Origin of the sequence: Rhizobium sp. BK379 (genome assembly GCF_014193955.1) — a bacterium.
In the GTDB taxonomy this organism is placed as follows: Bacteria; Pseudomonadota; Alphaproteobacteria; order Rhizobiales; family Rhizobiaceae; genus Rhizobium.
The window spans coordinates 29,605-49,628 of sequence record NZ_JACIAD010000006.1; the positions used below are offsets into that span (position 1 = coordinate 29,605).

General features: G+C 61.7%; 11 protein-coding genes and 1 pseudogene. 2 read left to right on the forward strand and 10 right to left on the reverse strand.

Features of this window, described 5'->3' with window-relative positions; genetic code table 11:
• Nucleotide 1: 1 nt before the first annotated feature.
• From FHT93_RS24190 to FHT93_RS24210, 5 genes and pseudogenes are all read right to left on the reverse strand, one after another.
• Complete coding sequence (locus FHT93_RS24190; RefSeq protein WP_113209541.1) at nucleotides 2-1,189, reverse strand: efflux RND transporter periplasmic adaptor subunit; 1,188 nt, start codon at nucleotides 1,187-1,189, stop codon at nucleotides 2-4.
• A 341-nt stretch (nucleotides 1,190-1,530) separates the two neighbouring features.
• A complete protein-coding gene (locus FHT93_RS24195) occupies nucleotides 1,531-3,147 on the reverse strand; it encodes an MFS transporter (RefSeq protein WP_183849772.1) in 1,617 nt (538 codons plus the stop codon).
• Nucleotides 3,147-4,295 (reverse strand): annotated as a pseudogene (locus FHT93_RS24200) (HlyD family secretion protein); the annotation flags it as partial. The gene FHT93_RS24195 and the pseudogene FHT93_RS24200, both read right to left, overlap by 1 nt.
• Nucleotides 4,296-4,303: 8 nt before the next feature.
• Nucleotides 4,304-5,137 carry a formate/nitrite transporter family protein gene (locus FHT93_RS24205; protein WP_112971552.1) on the reverse strand — a complete coding sequence of 278 codons (834 nt, stop codon included), beginning with the start codon at nucleotides 5,135-5,137 and terminating at the stop codon, nucleotides 4,304-4,306.
• 56 nt (nucleotides 5,138-5,193) lie between these two features.
• Nucleotides 5,194-5,349, reverse strand: coding sequence for a hypothetical protein (locus FHT93_RS24210; RefSeq protein WP_162732812.1), 156 nt, complete (start codon nucleotides 5,347-5,349; stop codon nucleotides 5,194-5,196).
• 307 nt (nucleotides 5,350-5,656) lie between these two features.
• Between FHT93_RS24210 and FHT93_RS24215 the strand changes: the two genes are divergently transcribed.
• Nucleotides 5,657-6,130, forward strand: coding sequence for a DUF992 domain-containing protein (locus FHT93_RS24215; protein ID WP_183849775.1), 474 nt, complete (start codon nucleotides 5,657-5,659; stop codon nucleotides 6,128-6,130).
• Nucleotides 6,131-6,323: 193 nt separating this feature from the next.
• Nucleotides 6,324-6,629 carry a hypothetical protein gene (locus tag FHT93_RS24220; protein WP_018114125.1) on the forward strand — a complete coding sequence of 102 codons (306 nt, stop codon included), beginning with the start codon at nucleotides 6,324-6,326 and terminating at the stop codon, nucleotides 6,627-6,629.
• 47 nt (nucleotides 6,630-6,676) lie between these two features.
• Here FHT93_RS24220 and cueR read toward each other — a convergent pair whose 3' ends face one another.
• The 5 genes from cueR to FHT93_RS24245 form a co-directional block, all read right to left on the reverse strand.
• Nucleotides 6,677-7,069, reverse strand: a complete 393-nt coding sequence (gene cueR / locus FHT93_RS24225) for a Cu(I)-responsive transcriptional regulator (protein WP_112541353.1) — start codon at nucleotides 7,067-7,069, stop codon at nucleotides 6,677-6,679.
• A gap of 11 nt (nucleotides 7,070-7,080) precedes the next feature.
• Nucleotides 7,081-9,627, reverse strand: a complete 2,547-nt coding sequence (locus FHT93_RS24230) for a heavy metal translocating P-type ATPase (RefSeq protein WP_183849777.1) — start codon at nucleotides 9,625-9,627, stop codon at nucleotides 7,081-7,083.
• A gap of 108 nt (nucleotides 9,628-9,735) precedes the next feature.
• Nucleotides 9,736-12,345, reverse strand: coding sequence for a malto-oligosyltrehalose synthase (gene treY, locus FHT93_RS24235; protein WP_183849779.1), 2,610 nt, complete (start codon nucleotides 12,343-12,345; stop codon nucleotides 9,736-9,738).
• A 62-nt stretch (nucleotides 12,346-12,407) separates the two neighbouring features.
• On the reverse strand, nucleotides 12,408-14,489 hold the full coding sequence (pbpC, locus tag FHT93_RS24240) for a penicillin-binding protein 1C (protein ID WP_183849781.1): 2,082 nt from the start codon (nucleotides 14,487-14,489) through the stop codon (nucleotides 12,408-12,410).
• Nucleotides 14,486-19,966, reverse strand: coding sequence for an alpha-2-macroglobulin family protein (locus FHT93_RS24245; protein ID WP_183849783.1), 5,481 nt, complete (start codon nucleotides 19,964-19,966; stop codon nucleotides 14,486-14,488). The genes pbpC and FHT93_RS24245 overlap by 4 nt, the downstream gene beginning before the upstream one ends.
• Nucleotides 19,967-20,024: the final 58 nt, after the last annotated feature.

Sequence of the window (20,024 nt, forward strand, 5' to 3'; positions counted from 1 at the left end):
CCTATTCCTTGCTGGCGGCTTGCGTGGCGGCCGCCTGTTGAATGCTGACATGAGTGCCGACATCCAGCCGATACTGGCCCGACGTGACGACCTGTTCGTTGCCGGTAAGGCCCTTTTCGATGACGGCGTGGCCGCTCTCGATCGGCCCGGGGGTGACCTTGCGCACGGCAGCCGTGCCGGCAGCATCGATAACGTAGACGAAGAAGCCGTCCTCTCCCCGCTCAAGTGCTGCGGAAGGAATGGTCACGGCCTTCTGAAGCGTCTGCTGCTTGACCCTCAGCGTCACGAATTGACCGGGCCAGAGCGCATCATCCTTGTTCTCAAAAATCGATTTGATGCGGATCGTACCGGTTGTCTGATCGATTTCGTTGTCGATGAGCGCGAGCGTGCCTGACGCAAGCTGCTGCGACTGGTCCATCGACATCGCCGTCACCTCGACCGGTCCGGCCTTCAGCGCGTTGCGCACTGCGTCGAGATCGTCCTCACGCAGTGTGGAGATGACAGTGATCGGCTGCGTCTGGGTGATGGTGACGATCGGTGTCGTATCAGTCGTCTGGACTTCGTTGCCGGGATCGACCCGACGTATACCCGTGCGGCCGTCGATCGGTGATCGGATCTCGGTATAAGAGAGCGACACGTCAGCAGCTTCCTTGGCGGCCTGATCCTGCGCAAGCTGTGCCTGCGCACTTGCGACCATGCTTTGCTGCTGCTCGACGGTTTCCTGCGTAACGATCTGCGGGTGGGACAGTTGCTGGTCTTTGATTAGCAGATATTGGGCATTGGCGAGATCGGCCTGGTCCTGTTTGATCTTTGCGGCAGCCTGATCGTCGGCTGCCTGGAAAGGGCGAGGGTCGATGATGGCGAGCACGTCGCCCTTCTTGACGGCCTGTCCCTCGACAAACATCACGCTCTGGAGCTCTCCGTCGACACGCGTCGTGATGTTGACCGTATAGTTCGCCTGCACCGTGCCGAGACCGTCAAGATAGACAGGTACGTTGGTAACGGTAGGTGTGGCGACCTCGACCGGCACGGCCGGCGCGCCAGGCTCCGGGGCGGCAATGGTCGGCTCCGTTCCTGCAAACCAGAAGGCTGCGGCCGATCCACCCGCAACGGCGAGAACGGCGATGGCAGCGAGGATCGCCGGTTTCCGGCGACGACGGGGTTCACTCACGATGCGGATGGATGTCACTGCCGGCTCCATGGGCTAAAGGTCGAACGACGCTGCAACGGCCACCGGCATGGGCGGCCTCTCAATCTGTTTCCTGAATTGAAGGGCTGATGCCCAGGCAAGGTGTCAGGCTGCCGATTATCCGCAACCCCACCGGCGCTTCTGTGTCCTGCCGGATCAATTCAATGCGAGAAGGCTACGTCCGGGCGAGCATTGGCGCATCTATACGCAGGTCTAGTTGCCGTTCCCCTTAGGTATACGCTCCCGCATCCGCGTGGCCGCGGCACGCGGAAGAACCGGCGCGAAAAGGCATTCGAACCGGTTCTCTGCACCTCTTCAAAGCCAGATAGGGTGCTACCCGGTCAGCGGGCTGTGACCGGATTCGCGCCGGCCGCCGGCGGGTTCTTGCGGAAATCGGGATGCAGCGGTCCGAAGGGCAGGGCGCCCATGCAGGCCACAAGGGCAAGGCCGGCGAGCGCGGAACAGAAAGACAGGACGAACATATCGGCATAGGCAAGCACGTTTGCCTGCGCACGGATATCAGCCGCAACTGCCGAGAGGGCTTGGAGACTGCCGCGATGGCTCGTCCCGAACAGCGTCTCCAGCTTTGCCAGGACACCGTGAAGATTGATCGACGATCCCGAGATCGGCCCGGTCAGGATGTTGGAATGATACTGCTCGCGCTGTCGAAGCCAGGTGTTCAAAAGACTTAACGCCAGCTCGACACTACCGAGCCGGATCACCTGGATATAAGCGGATACCGCCGTCGAGCGTTTCGGGTCGGAATTGGCAATCAGGTAGACGACCGTCGCGAAGAAGGCAAAGGATTGCCCCGCCGTATGGAGGAGCACAACCGGCAGGAAGTTAAGGGGCGCCCATGCGGTGGAGAGGTTTGATCCCAGCAGCGAGCCGAGCGCCATCGTGCTCAATCCCATCATGATGCAGAGGCGCGCATCGATCCGGCGCAGCAGGAAGATCGCTAATGCAATGAATAGAAAGACCGGGATGACCGCGCCGAAAATGTAGAGTTCAGAGATGGCGATCGGCCGTAATCCGACGACCGTTTGCAGAAAGCCCGGAATGGCAATCGAAGCGCCGGAACTGGCAAAGGTGAAGGCGATGATGATCGCGTAGCCGATACCGATATTGCGCGACAGAATCACGCTCGCATGCGCCCAGGGATTGGCAACGACGCTCTCGTTGATGAGGAAGCCGATGAAGAGAATGGTACCGCCTGCCAGCAGCGATGTGACAACGCCGGAATTGAACCAGTCCAGCCGGTTACCCTGATCGAGACCGACATAAATCATCGTCATCGAGCATCCGAGCAGCATCATGCCGCCCCAGTCGGCGTCCTTGAGCAGGCTTAAATTGATCTCTTCCCTGGGGGCGCCGATGATGAGGAGAAGGGCGATGATCGGTGTGACGATCACATCCTGCCAATAGGCCCACTGCCAGCCGAGATAGTCGTCATAGATGCCGACGAGCACGAAGCCGAGATTCTGCGACAGCGGAACGCGAAGCGCGTAGATCGAAAGGCCGATCAGCCAGTACCTCATGTCGAGATTGCGAAAGATCACCATGATGGTGGCCGGGATGAAGACGCCGAGCAAAAGGGCTCTTGCCGCATGCAGCACAAAGAGCATCGCGCCGTCATGGACCATGGGAATAACGAGCGAAATGCAGGCGTAGACCAGGGTCGTCGGGATCATGACCCGTCGCACGCCGAATACGGTGACGAGCCAGGCGACGGCCGATGAAATGAGGATCTGCGGTGCGTTGGCGACGGTGCTGAGCCATGAGGCTTCGTCGAAGCCAAGCGAGTAGGCGCCGCGAAGATCGGGCAGGCCCACGGCAAAGACACGCGTGTCGAAGCCGACGACGAAAGAGGCGAGCAACAGGGCCGTGACGATTAGAAGCGGATGGCTGGTCGTCGTGCCGCTGGTCAGTGGACCAAAGGCGCGCGGAGCCGCACTCATTGTTCCAGGTCCGGCTTGGTGTCGACGGTCACGACGGCCGACATTCCGGGCTTCAGCTTATCAACCAGCGGCTGGCCGGGATCGAAGACGATCTTGACCGGGACGCGCTGGACGACCTTGGTGTAGTTTCCGGTCGCATTGTCGGGCGGCAGCAGTGCAAAGATCGAGCCGCTTGCTGGCGACAGGCCGATGACCTTGCCATGCAGCAACTGACCCGGGAACGTGTCGATGGTAACGTCTGCAGATCGGCCCGGTGTGATCCGTGAGAGCTGCGTCTCCTTGAAATTTGCGGTGATATAGACGCTTGGAAGCGGAACTTCAGACACGAGGCTGGTGCCGGCTGCGACGAAATCGCCTTCATGGACGAGTTTGCGGCCGATGACACCATCGAACGGCGCGTAGATGCGGGCATAGCCCTGGTGGATCAGGGCCGTGTCGAGCGAAGCCTGGGCGGCATCTACCTGAGCCTGCAGCAGCGGAGATTGCCCGTTCAGAACATTCAACTGTGCCTTTTGCTGCGCGATCGAGGCCGCCGTCGATCTGACCGAAGCCTGGGCCTGCAGATAGGCTGCCTGCGCCTGCTGCAGCAGCTGTTGCGAGGTCGCGCCGCCGAGGCTGGTCTGACGGTGGAACTCCTGTTCTGTCTGGGTCTGCTGGGCAAGAGCTGATGCGTTCTGCGCTTCAGCGACCTGCACGACGGCCTTCTGCAGTTCGATCTGGTTTGCGAGATTGGCAAGCGATGCATTGGCAGCTGCAAGATTGGCCTTCGAGACCGCGACCGCAGCATCAAATTCCCGCGGGTCGATTTCGGCGAGCAGCTGGCCCTTCGTCACCTTCTGATAGTCAGTGACCGGGGTGCTCTGGACGATGCCGCTGATCTGGGCGCTCAGCGTCGAGACGTCGGCGCTGACCACGGCATCGTCAGTCGATTGATGCGACGCACCTGCCACCCAGCGGTTCCAGTCGATGGTCACGATAGCCACTCCCCCACCCACGAGCGCGATGGCGAGGAGGGGGATGGCAAGCCGTCTTAAGGTTCCTCCGGCTACCGGGGAGGAGGCAGCCGGAGGAACGGGAGCTTCCGGTGGCGGAGGCGAGCGGGCGGGCTCGGACGGACTAAGACTGGTGATGGTGATCTGCTTGGCCATGGCAGCCTTCACTTTTTGCTACGGTCAGTGGAAGTCCTTGCCCGAACGCGAACCGGGGCCGGGATGAAGGAGACGTGACCCGTGCCATGGACCTGCAGCCAGTAGCCAAGGGCCATGAAAACGCCGCCGCCGATAAGGTTGCCGAGCGTGACCCAGACGAGATTGTGAATGGCGGCAGCAAGCGTGATGTTTGCGGGATGGTCGCCCATGAGCGCCATTGAGAAAGTGAACATATTGGCGACGCTGTGTTCGTAGCCGGCGGCCACGAAAATCGTGATTGGCCAGAAGATCAGCATGATCTTGGCAGCAGCGTTTTCCGTACGTCCCGCCATCCAGATGGCAAGGCAAACAAGCCAGTTGCAGAGAATGCCGCGTGCGAGAAGCTCTAGCGATCCGGCTGACATCTTGGCCGAGACAGTCGAAAAGAACGCCTGGCTCCCGTCGCCCAGAAGCACGCCGCCGCCAGCAAGATGAAAGAGACCCGCAAGCACCACGGCGCCGATCAGGTTGCCGATCCAGGCACCTATCCAAACCAGCAGCAAATCCGAGATGCGGCTGCGCCGCGTCAGCACCGCGAGCGGCATGTACATGGCCGTTCCGGTAAAGAGCTCGCTCCCGGCAAAGACGACAATAGTCAGGGCGGAGGAAAAGACGATGCCCATCACGAGATGCGCCCAGGCAGGATCGGCATGCGCGCCGGCGGTGAACATGATGATATCGCCGAAACCGATATAGGCGCCGGCCATGGCCGCCCCGATCAGAAAGGCAGGAAAGTGGTTGCGGACTTCTTCGGCTTTCTCTTCGCCCGACTGGGCAAAGTGATCAATCGAATCCTGATACATGACGGCACCTCGCGTCTTGATGATCGAACCGGCTTCGTTCCCGGATGGCCGAAAGGTTAGTCGCGCATGCGGCGTTGCTGAATCATACCTACGTCTAGGCTGCTTCCGGCCAAGCCCGGACTTGCATTTTCATTCTTACATGCTGCTTCAATCGCGATGGCAATCGCGCAATGCAAAAAAGAGGCCGCCTCCGGTTTGCGGAAGGCGGCCATTTGCGGATCCTCGGGCAATCCGTGGCTTCAGGCGGAGGGGAGGGACACCGGGAAGCCGTAACCGAGATTTCATCGCCTGTGGGGGGAGGAGGCTTCAGGCGATGAGAGAAAGATACGCCGATACCGGACGCTGCGGAACTAAACTTACGTATTGGCCCGCCTAGACCAGCGGGCAATTTTCCCCGGTCCGGCGACGCACTTAGTTTTGCGCTCGATCGGCGCGCTGTCGTCGACGGCATCGGCGGTAGCAGCTCCCATTCAAACTGCGCCGCAGATGACGAAGCTCAAACCTCGGACAGGACCTATCATGAAAATCACGCTTCTTTCCCTCCTGGCAGCCGGAATGCTGGCCGCCCCTGTCCTTGCAAACGCCGCCCAGGCCGATGTCGGCAAGCTGGATTGCGACGTTTCCAAGGGCATCGGTGTCATCGTCGGCTCCAAGCAGGATCTCGACTGCACTTTTACGCCAACCGCTTCCGATGACTCCAACCAGCATTATGTGGGCACGATCACCGATTTCGGTCTCGATGTAGGCACCGTCGAAAAGGGCCGGATGGTCTGGCTCGTCTTCAATGCGACGCGCGAACCCGTGGCCGGCCTGCAGGGCAATTATGCCGGTGTCACGGCCGATGCCAGTGTGGGTGTCGGCGGCGGCGCCAACGTGCTGGTCGGTGGAACGAGCAAGGCTGTATCGCTGCAGCCCGTTTCGCTTCAAGGCGATGTCGGGGTCAATCTGGCGGTCGGCGTCACGGCCCTGAAACTGCAGCTCGCGGCTGAATAGGCTGCCGGGCCGGCCTGGTGGAGTAATCCCGCCCAGCCGGCCCCCAAGCTTTCCCGGGTAAGAAGTACAAAGCGAAAAATAGCACTTATCCACGATTGCACAGCTGATCAATTGTCGACACATCATGTCGGCGGTTGTTTATGACAATTCCATGACAGACTATGTGCCCGCTGATTTGTACGGGACATGGAATATGAAAGAGAAGAAGCGGGTCTACGAGGCTCTCGTAGACGGCGCCATGGAAGGCCTAGTGGGTGATGCGCTTTATGATTTTGTCCGCAAGCGCTGCCCGAAGGCCTCCAGCAAGAAGATCGTTCGCGCCTCATTGCTGGCGCTGACCGATCCCCATCTGAAGGATCGCAATATCCTCGACGTCATCTATGCGCTGGCGATCAAGCACCGGCTGGACGACACCACCATCGAAGATGAGCAGGACGAGGAAGCGGAGGAGCAAGACCGGCGCCCCACGGCTGGCAAGGACCAGCCGCCGCTTTCCTGATATGGCGAAGACGAGAAATCCTAGCGGACCTAGGGCGCACCGCGCCGTCAGGCGGCGCTATCGGAGAGTTCTTCGAGGATCGGACAGTCCGGACGGTCATTGCCGTGGCAGGCATGAACGAGATGTTCGAGCGTGCGTCGCAATTCTGTCAGCTCGCGGATCTTCCGGTCGATTTCCGAAAGCTTTGCCTCTGCAATACCCTTGACGTCGGAACTCGCGCGGCCCTTATCCTCATAGAGCGCCAGGAGCTGGCGGCATTCTTCCACCGAGAAGCCGAGGCCGCGCGAACGCTGCAGGAAGCGCAGCTTGTGTACATCCGAGACATCGTAGTCGCGGTAGCCGTTTCCGCCCCGGTCGGGGCGGATCAGGCCGATATCCTCGTAATAGCGGATGGTCTTGGAAGGCAGGCCGGAGCGTTCCGAGGCTTCGCCAATATTCATCGATTGTCTCCTTACAGTTTTTCCACCCTCAGCCTCAGTGCATTGCCGATGACGGAGACCGAGGACAGGCTCATGGCGGCGGCGGCGATCATCGGCGAGAGCAGCAGGCCGAAAATCGGATAGAGAACGCCAGCCGCCACAGGAATGCCGAGCGCGTTATAGCCGAAGGCAAAGCCGAGGTTCTGGCGGATGTTGCGCATTGTCGCCTCAGCCAGCCGCCTTGCGCGCACGATCCCGTTGAGATCCCCCTTCACCAAGGTAATGCCTGCGCTTTCCATCGCAACGTCGGCACCGGTGCCCATGGCGATCCCGACATCGGCGGCTGCCAGCGCCGGCGCGTCATTGACCCCGTCTCCGGCCATGGCAATGACGGCGCCCCTTGCTCTCAGTTCGTCGACCAGCGCTTTCTTGTCCTCGGGCAGAACGTCGGCGCGAACCTCGTCGATCCCAAGGCTTTTCGCCACTGCAAGGGCAGTACGCCTGTTGTCGCCGGTCGCCATGATGATCTTCAGGCCACTGTCATGCAGCGCCTTGATTGCGGCTGCGGTCGTCGGTTTGATGCGGTCGGCGACTGCGACGAGGCCGGCCAAAGCACCGTCGAGGGTGACGAACATGACAGTCTTGCCTTCGCCGCGCAGCGCTTCGGTCTGGTTCGAAAGCGCTGCCGGATCGATGCCGAGATCAGCGAGCATGGCGGCATTGCCAAGTGCGACTGACCTGCCACCCACCGTACCATGCACGCCCTTTCCGGTCTTCGCCTCGAAGCCTGTGACATCGTTGAAAGTGAGACCGCGTTCCTCCGCGCCTGAAACAATTGCCTCGGCGAGCGGATGTTCGGAGCCACGCTCGAGGCTTGCTGCGAGCGCCAACAGACGATCTTCCTCGACACCTTCGGATACTACGACATCGGTCAGTCTAGGCTTGCCCTCGGTCAACGTGCCCGTCTTGTCGACGATCAACGTATCGACCTTGGAAAACCTCTCCAGCGCTTCGGCATCCTTGATCAGGACGCCTTCCTGCGCACCGCGCCCAGTGGCGATCATGATCGACATCGGTGTTGCGAGGCCAAGTGCGCAGGGGCAGGCGATGATCAGGACGGCAACGGCGGCGAGCAGCGCATTGGCCAGCCGCGGCTCCGGCCCGACAAAGGACCAGACGAGGAAGGCTGCGATCGCGGCGGCCACGACGGCCGGCACGAAGATCGCCGAAACGCGGTCAACGGCGCCCTGGATCGGCGCGCGCGAACGCTGCGCTTTCGCCACCATGTCGACGATGCGCGACAATGTCGTGTCGGCACCGACTTTCTCGGCCGTCATGATCAATGCGCCGTTCTTGTTCATCGTGCCGCCGGTCAGTGCGTCGCCCTTGGTCTTTTCGACCGGTAGCGGTTCGCCCGTGATCATCGATTCATCGACGGTTGATTGCCCCTCGGTGACGGAGCCATCGACCGGAACGCGTTCGCCGGGACGTACGCGCAGCCGGTCGCCGGTCCTGATTTCATCGACAGGCACGTCGCTCTCGCTGCCATCGGCATCGATGCGGCGCGCGGTTTTCGGCGCAAGATCGAGCAGGGCGCGGATCGCTGAGCCGGTGCGTTCTCGCGCCTTCAACTCCAGCACCTGGCCGACGAAGACGAGGGCCACGATGACCGCGGCCGCCTCGAAATAAACCGGGATGGAGCCGCCGTGACCGCTAAAACTGTGCGGGAAGAGCCCCGGCACCAATGTCGCCACGACGCTGTAGAGGTAGGCCGTGCCAACACCGAGGCCGATCAGCGTCCACATATTGGGGCTGCGGTTGACGATCGACGCCCATGCCCTGCGGAAGAATGGAAGGGCTGCCCAGAGGACAACGGGTGTTGCCAACAGCAGTTCGATATAGCTCGCCAGCGGCTCGCCAAGCGCTTCACGCGGCCACGAGAGGCCAAGCATCGGCCCCATGGCAAGGACCAGGAGAGGAACTGAAAGGACAGCACTGACCCATAGACGTCTGATAAAATCCAGGAGTTCCGGATTCGGACCTTCGTCTTCAGGTGGAATGCCCATCGGCTCCAGCGCCATGCCACATTTCGGGCAGTCGCCGGGACGGTCACTGACGACCTCGGGGTGCATCGGGCAGGTATAGAGCGTACCCTTCGGCATGGCGGCTGCCGCAGGCTTTTTGCCATGGCGATAGGTTTCGGGATCGGCCTCGAACTTCGCCTTGCAGCCGGCCGAGCAGAAATAGAACTTCTCGCCCTCATGCTTCAGGAAGTGTTTCGCGGTCGAACGGTCTACTGTCATGCCGCAGACCGGGTCCCTGGCGGTCAGATAATCCTGCGGTGCCGCCTCGAATTTCTTGCGGCAGCCATCGCTGCAGAAGTGATAGGTGTGACCTTTGTAATCGAGCGAAGGTTTCCCGGCTTTCGGATCGACCGTCATGCCGCAGACGGCATCGCGCACCACCACGTCTTCAGCCTTTTCATCGTGGCCGCAACTGCATTGCGCACCGTCGGCGTGATGGTCGTGACCATGCCCATGATGATCGTGGTCGTGATGATGATCGTGCTTGCTGTCCATAAAGCTGTACCTTTCGTGCCTGTGTGGCATCCGGACAGCCTTATGAACCTTCCAGCAACTGGAAGGTCAATCTTTTTTTTCGCCCGCTCAGATTTTTCAAGATTGCCGTCAGGCGGGAACGATCAATGCTGCCGGCTGGTCCCCGAGAAGCGCGGCAAGCGAGATCGTCGTCCCTGGCTCCAGCATCTTGCCGGTCAGGAGATCAGCCTTGAGGCCGTGGAGGGGCGAGGGCACAAGAATGGCCGTATCCTCCCAGAATTCGGGTCCGGCAAAGAGCACGCCGGGATCAAGCCAGCCGAACATCAGCCGCGGGACGACAGTGATGGCGAAATTCTCGTGATGTAGGCGGGCAAAGGCGACGACATGATCGCTCCTGATACCGTTGACTGTAAGAGGCAGGTAATCGCCTTCCGTGAAAAGCCGGGCGCGTTCCATCCGAAGCCCCAGGCCGATCTGGATGATGCGCTGTTTCAATGCCGCGGCCTGCAGCCGCGCGAGCGCACCACCCTCGGCAAGCCAGCCGCCCAATCTCTCGAAATCCGGCAGGCGCCTGTTATCGGGATCGACGAAACTGAAGTCGAAGCCTTCCGCCCCCTGATAGATATCCGGGATACCCGGCGCCGTCAGCTTGATCAGCGTCTGCGACAGGCTGTTCATATAGCCGGCTTCGATGAAGGGTTGCAGAACGCGAGCGAAATCCTCGGTGAAGACATCGTTGTCGGGTGAGAGGAGCCCGGCTGCATAGGTATGGACCGCCTCCTCATACTCTTTGTTCGGCGCAGTCCAGTCGGTGCGCAGCTTGGCTTCGCGAATGGCCTTTTCCGCAAAGGCGGTGAACCGTTCGCGCAGCGCATCGGCATGATGGCGGTCGAAATCCTCGGGCCAGGCGCCGGCAAGTGCCTGATAGAGCATCCACTCCAGATTGGGTTCGGGCGCTTCGCCATCCGGCAGCGCGATACGATGGCTTTCGTTCAGCCTGCGCCAATGTTCGACAGCGTTGGCAAAGACGCCGGCGCCTTCGCTCACAGCATAAAGCCGCGCCCGAGCATCCTCGCCGCGCTTTGTGTCATGCGTCGATGTCGCCGAAAGCCCTGCGGGCTGGGAGCGAGCGCGCTCGTGCATGAGTTGGTGAAACGCTTCGACACCGCCAGGCATATGATCCGGCTCGCCGCCAACCTCGTTTACCGCCAGCAGCCGGTTGTAGCGATAGAAAAGCGTATCCTCCATTGCCTTTGCCATGACGGGGCCGGAGAACTGCTGGAACCGGAGGCGGAATTCGCGGGCCGCCTCGTTGTCGACGGCGCCTCTAAGGATGGCTGCGACGCTTTGCAGCGGCTGCGCATAGTCCAGATGCCCGGCGGCCGCTATCTCGGCTTTTTTCAGGAGATCCGCATCCCTCGCATCGAGTGGTCCGTTAACCCCATAGGTGCGGTAGACGGAAAAGGCGATCAGAAGCGCGCGGATCGCCCCGGTTAATTCATCCCCAGACAGTTCGGGGAAGAGGCCGGCTGCAATGCGCGCAAGTCGGGCCGTCTCGCCGGCGAAATTCTGCTCGACCATCAGCCGCTTTGCTGTTTGCCGCCCGATCTCAAAATCGCCATGGCCATCCGCCAGGCGGCGATAGGCGTCGTCCAGCCTCTGTAAACCATTGCCGTCGACGAAAAGCCCGCTCAAGGCGGCAATGAACTCGTAGCCTGTCGTTCCCCGCACCGGCCAGTCTGCGGGCAATTCCTCACCTGGGCCCAGGATCTTTTCGACGACGATATAGGTGTCCACGCCGACTGCTTCCCGCAGGCGGTCGAGATAGGCTCTCGGTTCCGCCAGCCCGTCGATATGGTCGATGCGCAGGCCCTGCACCTGGCCCTGACGCACGAGATCGAGAACCAGCCGGTGGCTCTCTTCGAAGACATTCATGTCCTCCACCCGCAGGCCGACCAGTCCGGTCACCTCAAAAAACCGCCGATAACTCAGATGCTCCGAAGCCTCCTGCCAGGGCTGAAGGCGCCAGTGCTGTATTCCGTGCAGCCGCGTCATGAAGGCATGGTCTTTAGAAAGCTCTCCGAGCTTTCCGCTCAGGTTGGTGAGATTGCCGGCTTCGAAGATCGTATCGCGCAGGCTGCGATGAAGGTCATTGCCATCGACCGAGACCGTCAGTTCCGCCATCCGAGCGAGATCAGGATCATCCAGTTCTGCAGCGAGCAGCGGATAACTTCCCATGCTGAGGGGAAAGCAGGTGCCATAATAGCTGATCGCCAGATTGCCATAGGTCTCATCGACGGTGATCGCCAGTTCGCCCGCAGCGACGCTCTCATCGAAGCCATTGCCGAGTTGGGGCAAGGTCAGCCGCTCGCCCCAGTCTATGTCGAAATAGCCAGCAAACGGGCTATGGTTGCCGAATTCCAGGACGCTCCGCCACCAAGCATTCTCAAGGGAGGCGGCCATATGGTTCGGCACGATGTCGAGGATCAGACCCATGCCTGCCTCTGACAGCGTCTCCGTCAGGCGATCGAAGCCCGCCCTTCCGCCTAGGTCCGGATCGATTTCGTTGGTGTCGGTCACATCGTAGCCATGCGTCGATCTGCTGGTGGCTGTGAAGATCGGTGAGGCATAGAGATGGCTGATGCCGAGCGACTTCAGATAGGGGACAAGCCCGCAGGCGCGATCAAAGGTCATGCCGTTGCGGAACTGGACCCTGTAGGTCGCGGAGGGAAGCGTCATGGGGTCGTTTTTGCCGTTTGGAGAGGACCTCTTCCAACGGTTGCGAAGCGCTTTTGTTCCGATTAGTCCACAAAGACACCGACGCTTGCTGCCCGGCCCATGGAATCAATCACCGTCAGCTTGGAATAACCGCCGCCGTCAGGCATCCAACTCTGCGTGCGCCGACGCGAAAGATCGGGCAGCGGTTTGCCGTTGGCAAGCCAGCGAAAAGGCGCGCGGCCGCCCTGCAGTTTTAGCATCAGTGGCGTAAGATCGCCCGCCTTCGCCCCAAGATCGACATGAGCACCTTCCGGTGGATAGACGATCTGCGGTGACGGCTCGCGGCCGGACGTGACCAGCAGCCCATTGGCATTGACGGCAAAACGCCGCTGGCTGATCGGCAGATCGGTCTGGGCAATGCGCAAGGCGCCTGCCGGCGGGCGCGGCAGCGGTGTCGTGGCGATACCGGATTTAGCCAAAGCTTCGAAAAGGATGGGTGCGGCCGTACCATAACCCGTCAAACCGGGTACGGCGCTGTTATCGGGCCGTCCAACCCAGACGCCAAGCACGTAGCGCCCGTCGTAACCGACCGACCAGGCATCGCGATAGCCGTAGCTCGTGCCCGTCTTGTAAGCGATGCCGCGCTGGGGTGCGCCCGCCGGCGGGATGACTCCCGAAAGTATGTCGGCGACATTCCAGACAGCAACCGGCTCCAGCAGCGGCTCGCCGTCGATCTTGCTAGGCGCGTTCGTCACGCCGTCTCCGATCCTGACCGGCTGGCCGCGATTGGCAAGGGCCGTATAGAGCTGCACGAGATCCTTCAGTGTGATGCCAAGGCCGCCAAGGCCGATCGCCAGACCGGGCGTCTCGTTCGGCGGCAAGACCGGACGAACGTCGGCGCGTCGGAAACGCACCATGAGGCGAGACGGACCGACCGCATCGAGCAGCTTGACGGCCGGCACGTTAAGGGAGAGCTGCAGGGCCTCGCGCACGGTGACATCGCCCTGGTAGCTCATGTCGAAATTGCGCGGCCGGTAGCCGAAGAAATCGGCCGGCCGATCCTCGATGATGGTTTCCTGGCTCACCAGCCCCTGCTCGAACGCAAGGCCATAGATAAAGGGTTTGAGCGTCGAGCCGGGTGACCTGTTGACGCGCGTCATGTCGATCCAGCCGGAGCGGCTTGCATCGAAATAATCGGCCGACCCCACCTCTCCGACGATCTCACCGGTTTCGGCATCCGCCATCACCATGGCGAGCGACAGCTTCGGCCCAAGCTTCAGCGTTGCGGCACGGGCGACGGATTCAAGGCCGGTCTGGACCTGCTTCCTCAGCGTCGTCTGGTGCTGGATCGCTTTCGGATCCCTGCGCAGCGCCGCTTCCGCGACATGGGCAGCAAGCGTCGGAAGCTGCAGCCTGCGGGCAGGAATGGCAACACCCTCGGCGCGCTCGGCCTCGCCATCGCCGACCACTTCGGCCACGGCGACACGGTCGAGCACCCGCTTGCGCGCCGCTTCAGCCGCCTTCAGGTTTCTATCCGGCCGGCGCTTCTCCGGCAATTGCGGCAATGCGACCAGCAGCGCCGCTTCTGCGACGGTCAGCCGCTTCGGCTCCTTGCCGAAATAGGCAAGGCTTGCAGCGCGCACGCCTTCCAGATTGCCGCCATAGGGCGCATGAGTGAGATAGAGATCGAGGATCTGATCTTTCGAAAGCCGCCGCTCGATCTGCACTGCGCGCGCGATTTGCAGGAGCTTTGCCGAAAACGACCGGCTCTCGCGGGGCTCGATCAGCCTTGCCACCTGCATGGAGAGCGTAGAGGCGCCAGAAACGATGCGGCCATTGCTGGCGAATTGCAGCGCCGCACGCCCGAGTGCCCAGACATCGATGCCGGCATGCTCGTAGAAGCGCTGGTCCTCATAAGCTACCAGCATGCGGACGAATTGTGGATCGACGTCGGAAACGTCCGTCTTCAGCCGCCAGCGCCCCTCGACTGTCGCGAAGGCACGCAGCAATTGCCCGTCCGCATCCAGCACTTCGGGCGAGACCGCCTCTGCCTCATTGAGTGGCGGCGGATAGGCGCGGTCGGCGGCTTCGAGCGCAAAAAGGCCTGCACCGGCAATGATGATGCCGGCCGCAGTCCCGATTGCAAACTTTTGCCACCGCCTCATTGTTGAGCCGCAACGACCTCCATCTTGCCGGTCGCCGTGCGGGCGGACATATCGGGACGGTACATGTTCTCGACAGTCGCCGCCGGATGATCGTAGACGCCGGGTGTCACGGCGCGCACGACGTAGGCGACGTTGAAATCACGTGCTGAATTTTCGTCGCGGTTGAAGGCGGCGACGAAACGGTCGTAACGGAATTCCGTATGGGCGGGCGATATCTCGCCGACCCAGTCGAAATTCGTCATCTGGGCGCTGTCGACGAGGCTTGGATTGTCGATCTCGAAGCCGGCCGGCAGGAGATCGGTGATGACGATGCGCGAGGCCCAGTCGTTCTGCTCGGTCACATGCAGGACGACGACATAACGCTCGTTTTGCTGCGCTTCGCTGACATTGGCCTCCTCGCCATCCAGCGTGTAATAGGTCCGCTCGATGGTAAAGCCGGTGCCGCCCGCCGGCAGCGGCTTGACGGGGGCGGCAACCGTGGTGATGACGGCCGAGACCGTGTCGTTCGTCGCGCTCGTCAATGTCAGCGGATGGTCGATCAGAGCATCGCCGGTCATTTTCGCCATATAAGCGCCGGTCCGCTCGGCCCCGTTGACGTTGACCTTCAAATCGTCGTCGCCGTTCTGGAGGGCACGCGCTGCCAGAAGCATCCAGGCCTGTTCCTGGGTGCTCGTATATTTGCTGCGATCCCATTCCCGCGCGACCGCCTTGGCGAGTTCCGGAATGACCGGCGGAACGGGGCGGCTTTCGGCGGCGAGCGCCAGGATCGCCGCGCCATCGCGCAGGACCGAGCCATAATCGGTGCGCGAGAAATTCACGCGGGTCACCATCGACTGTTTCGACATCTGCAGCGCATCGACGAAGATATTCTTCGAGCGCGTTGCATCGCCGTAGAGCGCCAGCGCCGCAGCGATATGGGCCTTGGCAAGCGGCGTCGGGAAGTCGTTGATCATCGTGTCGGCATAGTAGCGAAGGTCGCTGACGGCGGCCTTCTTGTTGCGCGCGAGCACATAGAGAGCATAGGCGATCTCATCGCCCTTACCTTTCACGTCGGTCGTGTAGGAGAGCGAGTTCTGCAGGTTTTCGAGCGCCTGCACCAGGGCGCGATCCGGAACCTCGTATTTCTGTTCGCGGGCTCGCGTCAGGAAGTCCGTGACGTAGGAATCGAGCCAGAGATCGCCGGAATCCGGCCCCCACAGGCCGAAACTTCCAGCATAGGCCTGATAGGAAAGCACGCGGTAGATCGCATCCTGCACCCGCTTGTGGATGTCGTCATCGGTTTGCTCCATGCCCGCCTGCTTGGCGACCTCGGCCAGATAGAGCAGCGGCAGTGCGCGGCTCGTCGTCTGCTCGGCGCAGCCGAAGGGATAGCGGTCGAGCGTCATCAGCAGTGCCGGGATGTCGAAGGCGGCCGAACGCGTGACGTTGACTGCGATAGAAGCGCCCGGAAGCACGCTGTCAGCCAGCAGGTTCTTGTCGATGGTCAGGCTCTTGCCGGGTGCAAGCGCAATGACGCGTCGTTCGGTCACCGGCAGCGAGGATGGCCGCACCGGCACATCCACCACCTGGTCGAGCGACAGGCCCTGATCATTGGACAGGTTGATCGCAACTTGGCCGTCGCCTGGCTCGCCGCCGACCAGTGTCAGCGTCAGGTCGGACTTGGCGCCGGCGCCAAGCTTCAGGGTCTGCTCGGCAGGTCCGTCGATACTAAGCGCCTTGTTGCCGGTCAGCGTCAGCTTGTAATCACCTGCCGGTGCATCGGTATTGGCGATATCGAGGCGCAGATTGGCCTTGTCCCCTGGTGCCAGGAATTTCGGCAGGCTTGCCGTGACGACGACAGGATCGCGGATGATGACGTCGCTGGCGCTATGGCCGACACCGGTCTTCGTCCAGGCGACTGCCATGACACGCGCCGTGCCGTTGAACTGGGGAATATCGAAACTGACCTTCGCCTTGCCTTCGGCATCGAGCCTGACCGGACCTGAGAAGAAGGCGACGAGCTTCTGTGTGGGCGGGCTTGCCTGCAGCGCGATGGCACCGCCATCACCACCGGTGCGCAGCTTGCCGGTCGCGCCCAGCGATCCGTCGATCAGCCGGCCGTAGAGGTCGCGGATTTCGAGGCCGAGCTGGCGCTGGCCAAAATACCAGTCCTCAGGGTTCGGCGGTTCATAGCGCGTCAGATTGAGGATGCCGACATCGACGGCGGCAACCGTGACATAGGCCTCCTCGTTCGCGCCGGCACCTGTCACCTGCAGGCCGATATCGAGCGGTCCGCGCGGCAGCATCTTTTCCGGCGTGTCGATCTTGACCTGCAGCGCGCGATCGGCCGGATCGACCTTCAGCCATTTGATGCCGATCGAGCGTGCCGGCATATGCGTGTCGAGGGAATCGCCCGGGCGAAAGAGGGTGGCGGTCACATAGGCGCCGGCCCCCCAGTCTGCGGTAACGGGAATATCGACCTCGCCACCGGTTTCGCTCATCGTGGCGTTTTCAACGGCAATAAGCTTTTCCGTGCCGGCCGTGATCATAAGCTCGCCGCCATAACGCGACGTGACTTTCAGCTTGGCCGTCTCGCCGACCTTATAACTGTCCTTGTCGAGAGCGATCTCGAGGCCATCGGGCGTTTCCGTCGATGTCGAGGCGACGAACCAGCCGGCATCGAACTCGACGCTGGAGGTCGGGCCGTCAGCGTTCGGGCTTTCCACCTCGAGCCGGTAGCGACCCCAGTTGACAGGTGCCTGGATCTTGCCGCCATTGGCAGCCGTTGCATCCACCGAGCCCGAGGCGACCTCTTCGGGCGTATAGGTGGGTTCATATTTCCAGGCTGTGCCTTCGCGGTACCACTGATAATCGCGCCTAAGCTTGTAGAATTTCCAGCGCAGCCCTTTCATTTCCTGCTTCTGGCCCTGCGTATCAAGGCCGATCACAGTGAAATTCGCCAGCGCATTCTCCGGCAGGTCGCCATCGAATTCCGGCTTGATGCCGATCGCTGCCTGATCCGTCTTGACCGGAATCTCGAGCGAACGCTCGATTGCCCGCCCACCCGGCTCCTGCATGCGCAGGTAGACGGTGGCATTGAGGAGCTGCGTCGTGGCCGGCAGCTCGCCAATCGTCAGATCCGTCGAGGCCTCGCCATTCTCGTCGAGCTCCGGCAGGCCGTCGATCGTCTGGCGCGAATCCTCGCTCGCTTCCTCGTCGGCCAAGCCGAACTGGTAGCCGGGATAGGCAGCGTTCTCGCGCGTCGGCTTGACGACGACGTCACCTTCGATGGTCAGGCCGGCGGCCGGTGCGCCGTAAAGATATTTGCCCGACATCGTGATCGTGGCTGCCGTATCCGTTCCGATCTCCCTGGACTCGGTCTTGATCTCCAGATCGGTGCGATCGGGCACGAAATCGTCGACTAGGAAGGTCTTGGTGGCGATCGGCGAGCCCTTCGGATCGGTATAGACATTCATCGTCCAGGTACCGCGCATGGCGTTTTCCTGCGTTTGCAGGTCGACCACATAGCCGCCGAGATTGCTCGTCTGGCTGACGATGCGCCGGTCTTCCACGCCATCCGGCCGCGAGAAGATGAAGGTGAGCGGAAGGTTCTCGATCGCATTGCCGTCCGTATCGCGGGCAAGGGCGGCCGCATGCACTGTCTCGCCGGCGCGGTAGATGCCGCGCTCGGTAAAGGGCAATACGTCGATTGCACCCGGCGATGCGCGGCCGGTGACGCCACGATCGGAAAGATCGAAACCCGCGCGTGTCATGTCGAGGAAGACATAATCGGACGTGCCGTTCTTGGCGCTGATGACGGCAGGCGTGAGTGCGGCAGTGCCGCGGATCAGACCTGCCGTGAAGGTGGCGCGGCCGTTCTGATCGGTCGTAGCGGTGCCGAGCACTTCATTGTTCTTGGCGAGCAGCTGCAATTCGACGCCGGCCATTGGCTTGGCGGAGGCGAGCGAGCGGGCAAAGACGTTCAGCCCGTCGGTGCCGGCATAGGTGGTAATGCCGATATCGGAGACGAGGAACCATTGCGTTGCCTGCGAATCCCAGTCCTGAACCGGACCGGTCGGCGGGGTCGCGACCATCACATAGATGCCGGGCTTGCGCTCCGGCAGCGCCTCATCGACCGGGAAGGAGGTGACGACGTCCTTGTTGAGTTCGTTGGCGATCTCGATCGATCCCTGCCAGACGAGCTCGCCGCTCTGGTCGGCAATATTCTGGGCGCTGTAACCGTCGAGCTGCGTCAGGAATTGCGAGGTGGTCAGGAGCGGTGCGATGCCGCGATCACCGATGCGGTAGAGCTTCAGGTTGGCAGAGGCCATATTGACGGAGACGATCGGGATGCCGCGGCGCGCCGTCGACGGCAGCACAAAGCTGTCACCGGTAAAGCGCACCATCTGGCTGCGATCCTTGATATAGACGTCGATTGTCACAGGCGCCTCAAGAACCTCGTCGACGGAGGAGGGCAGGCCGGTGCGGAAGCCGATCTTGTAGGTCTCGCCATGGGTCAGGCCCTCGACACAGATCTGCTTGTCCTTGGCCTCCAGCGCCTTGGGCGCTTCGCCGTTCAGGGTTACGAAAGGCGTATAGTCGACAGTCTTGACCAGCGCTTCGGAGAAGGTGACGCAGGCGCGCGGCGTGGCGCTGTCGGCATCGACGGTATGTTCGGTGATGCGGAAGCCCTGTGTCTGCTTGAGCTGCAGGTAGTCCGCCTGCACGTCCCTGGCGCTGGCGAGCGCAAGGCTCGCCTTGTAGCTATTCAACGCATCGCGGTAATTGGCGTTTTTTTCCAGCGCCTTGGCAAGCACGGCCAATGCATCCGCGCGCTTGCCGGTGGTGCGCGTCAACTGGTAGCCGTTCAGCGCGTCTATCACCGCTTGACCGAAGATGCCGCTGTCCGGCGCGCCGAGCGAGGTCGCCGCGCGGGCCGTCTCGATCCAGAGATCACCGTCGTCGGGGGTGATCGACAGGGCACCATGGAAGGCCTTCAGCGCATCGGAGAGATTGCCGCCGGTGAGATCCAGGCGGGCGCCCGCCGTCAGGCTGTCGACGCCCTGGCCCTGTTGATCGTCGGCGAGCGCAAGATCGTTGCGGAAATTGCGCGCTTGCTGGACAAGGTCATCGGAAAGGAAGGGCAGGCGAGGGGCCGCACCAATGTCCGGTTCCTGCGGCGCGGCCGCAGCGGTCGTCTCCACGATCCGGCCGGCAATCGCGCCGGGGGCCGCGTTCATCGTCTTGAAGTCGGATTTCAGGAAGCACCACTTCACCTTCGGATTATAGGTGAAGGCCTTGCAGCTCTTGTCGCCGATACAGGCGGCCTTACACTGATCGAGCGAGAGGTTCTGTTCCGTGCGCAGGTCAAAGCCGAAATAATCCGCGTCCTTGACGGTAACGATGTCGCGCTTGGCGTCGGCTGCAGAAGCCGACAGGCCCGCAAAAATCATAGATACAACGATGACGGAAAAAGCGAAGAACGAGCGCACAGACATTGGTTTCCCCCGGATGCTGGCTCTGAGCCGGGCGGCACTGTCCCCACTCCCCAGGGAA

Coding starts and splice junctions, on each gene's coding strand:
- FHT93_RS24195 (WP_183849772.1), bottom strand. CDS start 3,147: ATGAGTGCGGCTCCGCGCGCCTTTGGTCCACTGACCAGCGGCACGACG.
- FHT93_RS24205 (WP_112971552.1), bottom strand. CDS start 5,137: ATGTATCAGGATTCGATTGATCACTTTGCCCAGTCGGGCGAAGAGAAA.
- FHT93_RS24210 (WP_162732812.1), bottom strand. CDS start 5,349: ATGGCCGCCTTCCGCAAACCGGAGGCGGCCTCTTTTTTGCATTGCGCG.
- FHT93_RS24215 (WP_183849775.1), top strand. CDS start 5,657: ATGAAAATCACGCTTCTTTCCCTCCTGGCAGCCGGAATGCTGGCCGCC.
- FHT93_RS24220 (WP_018114125.1), top strand. CDS start 6,324: ATGAAAGAGAAGAAGCGGGTCTACGAGGCTCTCGTAGACGGCGCCATG.
- cueR (WP_112541353.1), bottom strand. CDS start 7,069: ATGAATATTGGCGAAGCCTCGGAACGCTCCGGCCTGCCTTCCAAGACC.
- FHT93_RS24230 (WP_183849777.1), bottom strand. CDS start 9,627: ATGGACAGCAAGCACGATCATCATCACGACCACGATCATCATGGGCAT.
- treY (WP_183849779.1), bottom strand. CDS start 12,345: ATGACGCTTCCCTCCGCGACCTACAGGGTCCAGTTCCGCAACGGCATG.
- pbpC (WP_183849781.1), bottom strand. CDS start 14,489: ATGAGGCGGTGGCAAAAGTTTGCAATCGGGACTGCGGCCGGCATCATC.
- FHT93_RS24245 (WP_183849783.1), bottom strand. CDS start 19,966: ATGTCTGTGCGCTCGTTCTTCGCTTTTTCCGTCATCGTTGTATCTATG.